The organism is Neobacillus niacini (assembly GCF_000759675.1).
In the GTDB taxonomy this organism is placed as follows: domain Bacteria; phylum Bacillota; class Bacilli; order Bacillales; family Cytobacillaceae; genus Neobacillus; species Neobacillus niacini_A.
Genome location: NZ_BAWM01000139.1, coordinates 54,998 through 67,088, shown reverse-complemented (window position 1 = coordinate 67,088; position 12,091 = coordinate 54,998). Strand labels below are relative to the sequence as shown.

12 protein-coding genes and 1 riboswitch are annotated in these 12,091 nt (G+C 38.4%); all 12 genes read right to left on the bottom strand.

Annotated features, from left to right (window positions below; all coding sequences use genetic code 11):
* Positions 1-48: 48 nt before the first annotated feature.
* Positions 49-1,224 carry a phosphonate metabolism protein PhnM gene (gene phnM, locus TR08_RS25495; RefSeq protein WP_045523034.1) on the bottom strand — a complete coding sequence of 392 codons (1,176 nt, stop codon included), beginning with the start codon at positions 1,222-1,224 and terminating at the stop codon, positions 49-51.
* A 34-nt stretch (positions 1,225-1,258) separates the two neighbouring features.
* The gene (locus tag TR08_RS25490) at positions 1,259-2,104 is read right to left on the bottom strand and encodes an ATP-binding cassette domain-containing protein (protein ID WP_045523032.1); all 846 of its coding nucleotides are present in this window, start codon (positions 2,102-2,104) and stop codon (positions 1,259-1,261) included.
* Positions 2,105-2,959, bottom strand: coding sequence for an alpha-D-ribose 1-methylphosphonate 5-phosphate C-P-lyase PhnJ (locus tag TR08_RS25485; RefSeq protein ID WP_045523031.1), 855 nt, complete (start codon positions 2,957-2,959; stop codon positions 2,105-2,107).
* Positions 2,956-4,083 (bottom strand): carbon-phosphorus lyase complex subunit PhnI, encoded by a 1,128-nt coding sequence (locus TR08_RS25480; RefSeq protein WP_045523030.1) that lies wholly within the window; start codon positions 4,081-4,083, stop codon positions 2,956-2,958. The genes TR08_RS25485 and TR08_RS25480 overlap by 4 nt, the downstream gene beginning before the upstream one ends.
* Positions 4,083-4,688, bottom strand: coding sequence for a phosphonate C-P lyase system protein PhnH (gene phnH / locus TR08_RS25475; RefSeq protein ID WP_045523028.1), 606 nt, complete (start codon positions 4,686-4,688; stop codon positions 4,083-4,085). The genes TR08_RS25480 and phnH overlap by 1 nt, the downstream gene beginning before the upstream one ends.
* 16 nt (positions 4,689-4,704) lie before the next feature.
* Positions 4,705-5,127, bottom strand: coding sequence for a phosphonate C-P lyase system protein PhnG (gene phnG, locus TR08_RS25470; protein WP_045523027.1), 423 nt, complete (start codon positions 5,125-5,127; stop codon positions 4,705-4,707).
* 175 nt (positions 5,128-5,302) lie between these two features.
* Positions 5,303-6,004 carry a GntR family transcriptional regulator gene (locus TR08_RS25465; RefSeq protein WP_045523025.1) on the bottom strand — a complete coding sequence of 234 codons (702 nt, stop codon included), beginning with the start codon at positions 6,002-6,004 and terminating at the stop codon, positions 5,303-5,305.
* Between the two features lie 160 nt (positions 6,005-6,164).
* Complete coding sequence (locus TR08_RS25460; RefSeq protein ID WP_045523023.1) at positions 6,165-6,797, bottom strand: DapH/DapD/GlmU-related protein; 633 nt, start codon at positions 6,795-6,797, stop codon at positions 6,165-6,167.
* A 21-nt stretch (positions 6,798-6,818) separates the two neighbouring features.
* A complete protein-coding gene (locus TR08_RS25455) occupies positions 6,819-7,688 on the bottom strand; it encodes a PHP domain-containing protein (RefSeq protein ID WP_045523021.1) in 870 nt (289 codons plus the stop codon).
* A gap of 358 nt (positions 7,689-8,046) precedes the next feature.
* Positions 8,047-9,411 (bottom strand): amino acid permease, encoded by a 1,365-nt coding sequence (locus tag TR08_RS25450; RefSeq protein WP_045523019.1) that lies wholly within the window; start codon positions 9,409-9,411, stop codon positions 8,047-8,049.
* A 157-nt stretch (positions 9,412-9,568) separates the two neighbouring features.
* Positions 9,569-9,649: riboswitch (glycine riboswitch) on the bottom strand.
* Between the two features lie 227 nt (positions 9,650-9,876).
* Positions 9,877-10,494 (bottom strand): SGNH/GDSL hydrolase family protein, encoded by a 618-nt coding sequence (locus tag TR08_RS25445; RefSeq protein WP_045523016.1) that lies wholly within the window; start codon positions 10,492-10,494, stop codon positions 9,877-9,879.
* A gap of 25 nt (positions 10,495-10,519) precedes the next feature.
* Complete coding sequence (locus TR08_RS25440; protein ID WP_045523015.1) at positions 10,520-12,091, bottom strand: hypothetical protein; 1,572 nt, start codon at positions 12,089-12,091, stop codon at positions 10,520-10,522.

The following is a 12,091-nucleotide window of genomic DNA, read 5'->3' as shown; positions in this document are numbered from 1 at the left end:
CACCTGCTTTCTGAAATTCTCCTTTAATCTGAACACATCGCAGTCTGCTTAGATTCGATAATTGGTCTTTTGAATCAGCTTTCCGTCCACAAATACTCCCGTAATCACTGGAAAATCACTAATTTTTTCAATGATAAGCAAATCTGCTTTTTTTCCTTCGCGAATAGACCCAATTTCTCCATCCATTTTCACTGCTTTTGCTGGGTTAAGCGTGACAAGCTTCATCATGTCAACTAAATCCATGCCATACTTTTCAACCAACTCAAAGATTGAATGAAGCATAGCTGCCGGATAGTAATCACTGCACAAGATATCAATCGATTGGTATTGAATCGCTTCGGCTGCCCCTAAATTTCCACTATGAGAACCTCCAAGGAGGACATTTGGAGCACCGGCAATTGTATACATGCCAAGCTCCTTCGCTCGGCGCGCTACCTCTAAAGTGATTGGAAATTCACTAATGGTCGTCCCAAAACTAGAAATGAGTTCGAGCTTTTCAAGACTATCGTCATCATGGGATGCAACGGCAATATGATGGTCATGAGCAAGCTGAGTGATTTCCTTTATGTCTTCAATCGATAGCTTCTCCTTCGTTTGGTGTTTATGAATGAGAACATCAATCGATGAATCACTAATATTGTTATAGCTTTTAACTGTATTTCGGTAAATTTCTAGGTGACGATACTGCCCCTGCCCAGGAGTATGATCCATAAAAGAAACTAAATGGACTTTGTTCTCTTTTATATAGCTTTTGAGATTTTCTATTTCTTCAACATTATCAATCTCAAATCTTGCATGGAATCGATGGCGAACAAGGTGCTTCATACTGTGGGTCCGGTCAATTAAATCAATAAATCTCCGAACATTTTCAGGCTCACGAATCGGCTTATACTCATAATCAGTCCCTTTGAACAAGGAAAGAGAATGGAACATCGTAGTAATACCGTGTGAGATAAGCTGTTTCTCTGTTTCTCTTAAAGCTAAATCAAAATTCATCAATGAGGTCGGTCTAGGTGCAGCCATATGCTCGATGTAGTCCGAATGGATATCAATAAAACCTGGAGAAATGTATCCTCCTGCTGCATCAATTACCTCCATCTGTTCCTCAAATTTAATCTCACCTTTAGGAGCAATTTTCGTAATTCTATCCTCTTCAATTAACAGATCATAGCCATGCACAACTGCTTCTTCGGTGATTAATCTTCCATTTGTAATGACAAACAAAGTACTTCCTCCTAAAATTTTCAGAATGGAAATCTCACAGCAATGAATGAACAAGCTGTTGTGTATATGGGTGCTGCGGGTCCTCGAGGATTTGATCCGTTAATCCTTGCTCAATGACCCTTCCCTCCAACATCACGAGTGTTCGGTCTGCCAGCATACGGATGACACCTAAATCATGCGAAACGAGAACAATACTAATATTTAATTCACGCTGCAGACTTTTAATTAAGTCGAGAACACTCGCTTGTACAGAAAGATCCAGTCCAGTCGTCACTTCATCTAGTAGAAGAAGTGGGGGACGATTGGAAAGAGCTTTGGCAATTTGAACCCGCTGCTGCATTCCCCCTGAAAAGTTTTTCGGCGCCTCTTTTCGGCGATGCACAGGGATGTTTACTTTATTTAGAAGTTCCGTCCCTCTGTTCTCCATCATGCCAACATGTTGGTTGCCAGCTGCAATGAGCTTCTCGGCAATATTACCAATCGATGAAAAGTTCATTTTTAAACCCAATAAAGGATTTTGATAGACTTTCCCCATGATGTTGTTGCGAATATAGCGTTGTTGCTGAGAAGACTCTTGAAAGAGATTTTTCTCACCATTATGGTAGTCTGCTAGATAGGCCTCTCCAGCTGTTACTTCCTGGTCGAAGTAAAGGCATTGCATCAATGTTGATTTTCCACTGCCACTCTCTCCAACGATGCCAAGAACCTCTCCTGGAAAAACATCAAAGGATACATCTCTACATGCATAGACCGTTCCACAAATCGGACAATAATTTTTAACGAAAGAAGGAGATTCTCCGTCTTGACAACGCGGACATCCTGAACCAAACTGCTTATTTAAGTTTTTAATCGATAAAACCGGAACTTCAAATTCAGCCATTTATTTCACTCCAAATGGTTCGACTTCATTTAATGTTTCAATACAATAGCTTGTATCATTACATTGATAGAACGTTTCATTCGTTCCTTCATCTACAAGCTCATCTAAAAATACCCCCGTTGAACCACATAACCGGCAATGCTTGTCAAGAAAGGACTCTGGCTCAAACGGATAATCTTCAAAATCGAGCGATACGACCTTTGTATACGGCGGGACTGCGTACACTTTCTTTTCACGACCCGCCCCTAACAGAATGAGTGCTTCACTTTCATGCATTTTTGGATTATCAAATCGTGGAATCGGACTCGGTGCCATCACATAACGATCATGAACCAACACTGGGTGATCCGCCCCTGTTGTCATACTTCCATATTTCATAATCTGTTCAAACAGCATTAACCAAGCACCACTATATTCTTTCTCCGCGTGAAGTTTTTTCGTTTCACTCTCGCTCGGCTCATAATATCTGAGCGGTTCAGGAAGCGGCACCTGCAGGATGAGAATCTGATTTTTCTTTAGCGGAACCTCGGGAATTCTATGTCTCGATTGAATAAGGGTTGCTTCCGTAGTATGATCAGTTGTTGCCACCCCAGTCGTATCAGAAACGAGCTTTTTAATATTGACGGCATTAACGGATTCATCCGATCCTTGATCAATCACTTTTAGAACATCATTTTTGCCAATTAAAGATAGAGTTAACTGCAAACCGCCAGTTCCCCATCCTCTGCCTATTGGCATTTCTCTTGAGGCAAATGGAACCTGATAACCAGGAATCGCAATTGCCTTTAGAGTCGCTCTTCTAATTTCTCTTTTTGAACCTTCGTCAAAAAAAGCAAAGTTATAGGCTGTATTCATCCGCTTTTCACCTCTTGTCCTTCCTCATTTTTCGTCCCTTCCTTTTTCGTTTTCCGTACACTATCAAGCTTGGATTGGAAGGTAACGTAATGAGGCATTTTTAAATGCGAGATAAAGCCCGTCGATTCCACTGAATCAATATGATAAAGAACAAATTCTTCATTATGGCTAGGAAAGTCAGGAGTTGGATGTTCCAGACAATTATCTAGAATTCCCATTGAAATCGCCTTTGTTTCATTTTGGCCAAACACAAGGCCGTAGCCGATTTCAAACTCCATTTCTTTTTTTCCGTATTCTTTTTCAACGGTAACCGGCATGAGCATTTCGACTTCTGTGACTTTTACTTCTCCAATATAATAGGCATCATCCTCGTCACCAGCATCTGTTGGATGATCAATCGTAACGGGCAAAGTGCCAACGCGAAGCTCGCCAACAGTCGGATGCAATGCTCCATATCCCCTAATAACCGCATATGCAAGGGAAGTAACAGCCCCTGTTTCCCCTCTTGTTAAAATTTGCAGTCTTTGACTTCTGCTCGAAGGAAAATCTAGACTTTCTCTCGTCACATCATCTGGTTCCATATTGTTGTTTTCGCAAGGGGGGATTAGGCCTTCTTTACGTAAATAATCGAGCACCTTTGGTAAAGTTAGCTGCTCTTCATCACCTTGAAAGCTTTCCTTTTGATAATAATGAAGCCATTCCTGGACGGCTACGTCCGTTTCATCCATTAATGTAAAGTCAAGCAGCCGATGGGTATAATCGGTTGTTGCCCCAAGGATTTGGCCACCTGGGATATCTTTAAAGCTTGCCGAGATCCTACGCTCTACATTCATTTGTTCGGTTTCAATCACTTTTGAATAATGCTTTCGAGGGACCGTCGAACGATAAGCTCTTAACAGAAAGACTGCTTCTTCCGGATTTCCTTCGGCTTGTTTGATCGCTAGGGCAGCCAGCGTCTCATTGTATAAACTGCTTTCTGACATCACCTGATCAACTAATCCGCGCATACCGGCTTTAATTCTTTCTACTTCGATTGTTTGTCCATGATGAATTCTTTCATATTTCAAACGCTTGATTGACTCTTCAATTGCATGCGTTCCACCTTTTACGGCTATATAACCCATTAACCCATCACCCGATTCCTGGAAATTTGTGTGGTTCTAGGCAATGATAAAAGCTGATGATGTTGATCGATAAAAATCATATCAATCCCTAACGGATATTCCTTGTTTTTTTCCTGGCGGCTTTCCACCCAGTTTTCATTTATATCCAAATGAACAAGCTCCGTTGAGTGAATTCCTGGCCCCTTTAACAATAGGGCTTCCCCGTTTGTCACAGATTCTACTTCAACGAAAATGAAGGCGGATGTATGTGGATTTTTTAACGTCCCTGCCTTTGCATTGATAATGGCCTCTTCAAGCGATCCTTTCTCAGCATCTTGAAGGATTAATAGAAAATCAGCCTTCTTTGCTTCTGTCGGCTTTGCATAGGTTAATTGATTAATTGTTTTCGAAACGCTATCTGCTTGTTTGGAAAAAACCTTAAAAGAAACTTCCTGATCAAATAAGGTTAGGGCCAACAATAAAAGAGATGCACTACAGCCTTTTTGATCCTCCTCTTCTACTAAAGCTGCCTCCTTCCTCAAATCGGAAATGAGCCCTGGTCTTGAAGTAGAATCCACCAATTTTCGATAAACAGATTGAAGATCGTGAACGATATCTAGTGTCAAAATCTTTTCCTCCTCATTAAACATCCATCGTTTCAAAGTTTACTTTTGTTTTTAATATAGATTGGTTGGCAGCAGCTCTCTGCTCCTGAATGACTTTCTCCTCGTTTTCAAGCAGCTCCATCCACCCAATCGTTTCAGGCAGATTCGCTTCATACGCTGCGTCAATCACAGCAAGGTTATACGAAAGCTCTGGCTGATCTCCCGTCACGATGCCAATTCCAATTCTTCCTTCGATTTGAACCTTACATTCGATTACCAACACTTCACCAGGATAAAATAGGCTTTTTTGGGAAGTCTCTCGGACTTTCAACATCACTAAGCCACTTTCTGGCTCTTGAACGACCTTCACCTGGTATTTATCTTTTATACAATGGGCCATGTTCTCTACTCGTTTTTGAGAGCCATTGATTAAAATCTCTGTTCTTCGTCTTCTTTTCATCTAAGGCCTCCTAATGTCTTTGTTCTACATGTTTTACTCTATCTTGTTGCCAAGTGAGCGAACGTAAAAGAATGGTTAAGTTTGTATTGGTTTTGTAAATAACGTATGAATAATTTGTTTCTGAAAATAAAAAAATCGGCTTCATGATGGCCGATTTTTTTAAAACATCTATTTTTTAAATCACATAAGTAAAACAATCGCTGCGATACATAATCTTCGAATATTCAAGCATTGTCCCGGTTATCTTATCTACACATCCTGATTCTAAGAGTAAAAGGGGTACAAGGCTGGGGCATTTCAATATATCTCGTTCTACTTTACTTGGAAAAACGACACTTAATTGGCTGCGTGTCGCTTGAAAATCTGTGTAGCCTTGTTGTCGATAATAGTGAAAAATCGAGTGAATTTCCTTCCCATCCTTCTCAATATTTTCAAAAAGGGATTTAGATAAGTACGATGTATGAATAGCAATGGGACAGTCTTCAACGATTCGCAATCGGCTAATCTTATACACGGAGTCTTCACGCTTTACTTTTAGCGAATGATAAATGGAAGAATCATATGGAATGATTTCACAAGATAGATTCATCGTCCTAGAATCATACTTTAATTCCTTCATTTTTTCAGTAAAACTCACATCTCCGGTTAAAATAAGCGGAATTTGCAGTTTTTGATTTTGAACATAGCTGCCTTTTCCTTGCTTCGAAAAAATATAACCAAGTTCCTGTAAGCGCTCATATACCTTTCGAATCACCATTCTTGGTACTTTATACAGATCGGCTAGTTCATTTTCAGATGGTAATTTGTCATTCGGTTTATATTTTCCTTCCCGTATTTCCGAAATCAACCGATCTACTAATAAAGTTTTTTCAGACATCCAGGCTTTGCCCCTTTCGACACGAAATCTATGTCTAGTATATCGCCAGAATATAAAATAAAGGTTAAGCCTATGTAAATTATTCATAACAGATGGAATCATGATTCTATTTTCACCTTAAGAAAAAGCCCTAATACAGGATTAGGACTTGCCACAACACTTATCCATGCTTTTTTAGGAAGGCGTCTAAATCGTTTAATTCATCAAAATGGGCCTCAAGTTTTTTTCTTGGCCAATCCCACCAGGCAATTTCAAGTAATCGATCAGCTACTTCTTTTGAAAACCTTCTTTTAATGGGCTTGCCAGGAACACCAACAACGATTGTATAAGGCTCGACGTTTTTCGTCACAACAGCCCCAGATCCAACGACTGCTCCAGTACCAATCTCTACGCCTTTCATAATAATGGCACCATGGCCAATCCATACATCATGACCAATTTTCACGGTTTGAGTCCTCCGCCAATTAAATAGGGCTTCATCATCCTCATTGGCAAAGTCGTATGCCACCTTTCGATAAGTCATATGGTGCTGGCTTACTCGGTCCATTGGATGCTGAACAGGATTAATACATACGTGGGACGCAATCGAACAAAACTTACCTATTTCCGCATAGTTAACCGTTACATCATCCATCGTGTAGGTATAATCACCAAAGGTGGACTCGATGATATGATTATTTTCGCCAATAGAAGTCCATTCCCCCGCATAACTATTGATAATATGACTTGAATCAGCGAAGCTTGGAGTGATGGATAGCTTTTTTTCCTTTTTGGGCTGATAGATAAATGGCATATGAATGGTTCAGCTCCTTATTTAAATTAATTCGTTTTTTCGGATCCGCTCTCTTCTCGCTAGTAATGCTTCAAAAGTCTCCATTCCTGGGCTTTTACTCCCAATTAGCACAGGTTGTTCTCCATACTCACCGTGAAAATCGGATCCACCTGTCATGATTAGGTCATATTTTCTTGCCAGCTGTTTGGCTTGTTCTTCATGTTTCTCATGGTGCAACGGATGCCAAACCTCGATTCCCTGCAATCCAGCTTCCACTAATTCCGGCACCATTTCAAAGTTGCCATACTGCCCCGGATGAGCAAGCACGGGCACTCCCCCAGCAAGAAGAATTACCTGAACAGCAGTTTTGGCATCGATATATTCCATTGGAATAAAAGCAATCCCCGGCTTCTCACCATTTTGTCCGCGGTTAAATAATTTTTTATAAAGTGGGCCATAAATCGAATCGGTATATCCTGCTTCAATCAGAGCATGCATGATATGTTGCTTGTAAACTCCTGTTCCTCCATGAGCGATTTCCTTACAACGCTCCCATGAGATCTTATACCCTGCAGCGATTAATCTCTCGACCATTTCCTCCGAAGCCAAGTGTCTATTTTTAACGAGTGGTTCACAAAAAGATTCAATCCCCTGATGACCAGGTTCAATAAAATAACCGAGAATGTGAACACGCCGACCTTTTTCAAAATCAAACCCTGAAACTTCAATGCCTGGAATGACTTCAATTCCGTATCTCTTTCCTTTTTCAACTGCTTCCGCAAGACCTTTCGTGGTGTCATGATTCGTAATCGCTAAGTGTGTAACCCCTTGTGCAAGAGCTAACTCCAAGACTTCATCAATCGACAATGGACAATCTGAAATATTCGTATGACAATGTAACTCAATTTTCATGTAGGTCCCTCCTTTATCTTTGCTTTTAGAATAACTTGGTACCAAGTTAAAAGTGTTAATTGTGAGTAAATTGTTTGTAAATAAAGCAAGGGGAGTGTTCTTTAGCAAATAATCGGAAGTTTTGCGCAGCAAAAGGCCCAACTAGCAAAAATTTACTAGTTGGGCCTTACATTTATTTTACTCAATGTCCCAAAAGGGAAAACCTTATTTACTTATGATAAGGTTCACCGTGACTTATCTAAATGAGGTATCGAGTTATCCTAGTGGTCTAGTATTTTAAAATAATAATAATTATAATCATTTATTTACTAACAAGAACGCCCTTTCAATGTGAAAATCGCGCCTTTATTGCTTGCCCCTATGCTGATATTTTGATGTTTTTTTCCTTTTTTCTTCTATTTGAATACAGAATAAATAATAGAATAAACCATAGAGGTGTCAACAATAAGGCAGGACGTGTTTCTTCAGCAACCAGCATAATGATGAGAATCGTAGCAAACAACGTTAGGACAACATAATTAATAAATGGTGTGAATGGTGCTTTAAATGTTGATTTTGCCTGTAATTGCGGCTGTGTTTTCTTGTACCTTAAATGGCAAATGAGAATGACACCCCATACCCAAATAAAACAAATCGCACTAATGGTTGTCACGATTCCAAAAGCTTGTTCCGGAATAAGTTTGCTCAAAAGCGCGCCTGCTGATACGACAAGCGTAGATATCCATAACGCGTTACCTGGTACATAATTTTTATTCAGTTTTGCAAAATTGGATGGCGCTTGGTTATTTTTGCTTAAATTAAAAAGGATCCGGCTTGTTGAAAACATCCCGCTGTTACAAGCAGAAGCGGCTGAAGTTAATACGACAAAATTAATAATTCCTGCGGCAATCGGAATCCCGACTAAACCAAACGTTTTTACAAAAGGACTTTCTGCTGCATTTAGCTCCGTCCATGGGTTAATACATAACAGGACGATAAGTGCCCCAACATAGAAAAATAGAATCCTTAAAGGTATTTTATTAATAGCCGATGGGATATTTTTTTCAGGATTGGATGTTTCCGCTGCCGATACACCCACTAATTCCACACCGACATATGCAAATACAACCATTTGGAATGAAAGTAAGAAACCTGAAATTCCGTTTGGAAACAGTCCTCCTTGTTCCCAAAGATTTTGAATCGTAACCGTTCCAGCATCTGTCTTGAATCCCATCACTAGTAAAATAACCCCAATGCCAATTAATACGAGAATAGTTATTACTTTTATTAATGCAAACCAAAACTCCAATTCTCCAAAAAGCTTTACAGTTAATAGATTGAGTCCTAATAAAATGATTAAGCAGATGATGGCAGGTATCCATTGTGGGATATCGAACCAATATTGTACATATACACCCACAGCAATAACATCTGCCATAGCAGTCATAATCCAACAAAACCAATATGTCCACCCGGTTACAAACGCTGCCCGAGGTCCAAGATAGTCTTCAGCAATGTCTGTAAAAGATTGATAACCTGCTTTAGACAAAAGGAGTTCTCCTAGCGCCCTCATAACACAAAAAACGGCGATACCCACGATTAAATAAGCAAAGATGATGGATGGCCCTGCCAGTTGAATCGCTTTACCTGACCCTAAGAATAATCCAGTGCCAATGGTGCCTCCAATTGCGATAAGTTGAACATGCCGATTTGCTAAATCCCTCTTTAATTCTTGCTGTGCCAAACCAAATTCCTCCCTAAAATCTTTCTCTAATGTGAAACGATGAGCAATAACTTTACCCAATAAAAAAAAGAGATTGGATGTTCTCCAATCTCTTAGGTCTAAGAATAACAAATAATATTTATCATGCTAACGATTATCAGCATAACAAATAAATATTCAGTACTCTTCTGTCCTTTTGCCTGAGATTGTGAACCCTTCGGCGCCGCTTAATTCCAGCGGTCTCTCCAGAAGCTGCTCCTGCTATAGTGTGATCCATAGCAATCATAGCTGCTAATTATTAAATTTTTTATTGCGATAATTATTTTCAAATATTTTTTAATATTAATAGTAGTTAAATACTTTGTCAACAACATTTTAGTTTCGTTTATTTATGACATAGTTCTCCTTAAGCTTGCTAAATTATGTTTTTTAGCTGTTAAATCCCCATAAAGTTTTTCAATAAGCCTCTTAATTTCTCTAGATTTTCTAACCAAATAATAACTTTGTTGCTTGTATCCATGTTTTTGCCATCAGCATGTTCCCCATAGAATTCATATGGACACCATCTATTGTAAGAGTATTGTCATTATTAGACTTTAAAAATTCAATAAATGCTTTATGTGTTGGAACTATGGTTACATTATATTTATCTGCTAATCTATGAATAACTTCAACGTATTGGATGAGCTTCTTATTCCCTTCGGACTGAACATCTTCTCCAATAATCGTAGGCTCCATTAGTACAATAGAAGCATTGGTATTTTTATTGACGCTTGTTAAGAGAGATTCTAAAATTTCTTCAAATTGCTCTGGAAACACTTGATCGATCTCTGGAGAATCAAATTGCCGCGCTACATCATTGATACCGATTGAGATAGAAACAATATCCGGATTTATGGAAATGACATCACGCTCCCACCGCTCCGCCAAGTCTGTCACACGATTCCCACTAATACCTTTATTAAAAATTTCAAAATCCCACTCTGGATAGGTAACCTTTAAATAATCATGAAGTAAACGAACATAGCCAGTACCGATGTCATCACCTTCACTGATTCCCCACCATGTAATACTATCACCAATAAAAACAATTCGTTGGTTCATGCCTTTCCTCCGTTGTTCTAGTATCCTATTTCTTTTTTTCATTCCACTTAGATAAGTAATCATCTAATTTTTCATATAAATAATGAATATAAAAGCAAACCATGCTATATGGATCGACAATATCTTTTACAGCATTTCCTTTTATTTGTTCGATATCGTTTTTCCACTTTATTATTTCGTTGATAATCAAATGTAAGTCAATATGGTTTTCCACTTTTTCTGGATCGATTATCCGATTCGGAAATAATGGCACATTCCATTTAGATACTTCCGAGATTAAATTTTCAATTTTCCCAAGTGCTTGTTTTACTTCAGATTGATGTTCTTCAAAAATCGAATAAAAATCGTTTTCTATTTCTTCAAAAGCATCTCCCCAACTTAATCGTGCAAAATAATAACCATTCATTAACTGAATCGATTTCCACGGATACAACAAATCCAATTCAGCAGCATTTTGTTTAGGAAGATATGGAACAATAAGATTGACAATATGTTCTATCCCTAGCTCATAAAACAACTCGATATCTTCATGAATTCGTTTAAATAATGGTGGGAATAAATCACCAAGCATAAAATGATCACTATAGTATTCAAAAACAGTTAACTCCTTTTGCCTCACATTAGCGGCATCACGCCATTTTTGTAATGCTTTAATTGCCCTTTCTTCGTTTGCGAAAGATTGCTCATAATTTCTACCCCAATAAGCAAATAAAGTATTCACCGATTTCAAGCTTTCTACATTGTCTGTCAACTCTAACATTTTCCACGAAAGGCCTGCATTGTAGGCAATATGTTCCACTTGTATTTTAGGTAGCAGCTTTTGGATTTGTTCATTAAACTCAATATAATGACCTAAAAATGGTTGATCATCTTCTATCCCAATATCTGCTGGCCATAATGATAATCTTTCAATAGAAGTTGTTTCATCGCAATAATCGCTTATTTTATTGATGATCAAGCCTTTCCAACTATCATCTGCAAAATCTATCTGTTTTTTCTCCGAAACTGACATTTCCTTTAATAAATAGTGCATGCTATGTCCGCCCAAAGTGATGGACAATCCACGTTTTATAATCTCTTTTGCCACAATATGTTTTACTTTATCCCATAACATGAAAGTAAAGAATAGTTCATTTATATATTGTTTAGCCGCCCAGTCAATTAACTGCAAAAGAAAATCAGGATCATCATAATTCTCAACAACCAACCCTCTTCGTTTCATTTTTCCACTGTTAATAGTAGGAACAAGTATTTTCTGGTCATGATATTTTATTTTTTCATTCGAAAAAAAACTAACCCACTTATACCCAAACAATTTTTTACAAACATGATAAACACCAAAAAGGACCGAACGTGGATTTGTTCCAATAATATAAATTTCGCTTTCTTTTTGAAGCAGTTCAAAAGCATCAATTGAGCCGCCATCTTGAAATAAAGGTTGATCGATAAGCCCATTTTGAATAAAATCTTTATCCAATCCTAATACAAATGAATAATTGATGGGTTGTTGAACTTCTTCGGCATATTTGTGTAACTCTTCTTTCGCAAACTTAATAGGGGTTTCATCATTTAAAATTGTACAGATAATCGCCGGCAC

Coding starts and splice junctions, on each gene's coding strand:
- TR08_RS25465 (WP_045523025.1), bottom strand. CDS start 6,004: ATGTCTGAAAAAACTTTATTAGTAGATCGGTTGATTTCGGAAATACGG.
- TR08_RS25455 (WP_045523021.1), bottom strand. CDS start 7,688: ATGAAAATTGAGTTACATTGTCATACGAATATTTCAGATTGTCCATTG.
- TR08_RS25485 (WP_045523031.1), bottom strand. CDS start 2,959: ATGAATACAGCCTATAACTTTGCTTTTTTTGACGAAGGTTCAAAAAGA.
- TR08_RS25460 (WP_045523023.1), bottom strand. CDS start 6,797: ATGCCATTTATCTATCAGCCCAAAAAGGAAAAAAAGCTATCCATCACT.
- phnG (WP_045523027.1), bottom strand. CDS start 5,127: ATGAAAAGAAGACGAAGAACAGAGATTTTAATCAATGGCTCTCAAAAA.
- TR08_RS25480 (WP_045523030.1), bottom strand. CDS start 4,083: ATGGGTTATATAGCCGTAAAAGGTGGAACGCATGCAATTGAAGAGTCA.
- TR08_RS25445 (WP_045523016.1), bottom strand. CDS start 10,494: ATGAACCAACGAATTGTTTTTATTGGTGATAGTATTACATGGTGGGGA.
- TR08_RS25490 (WP_045523032.1), bottom strand. CDS start 2,104: ATGGCTGAATTTGAAGTTCCGGTTTTATCGATTAAAAACTTAAATAAG.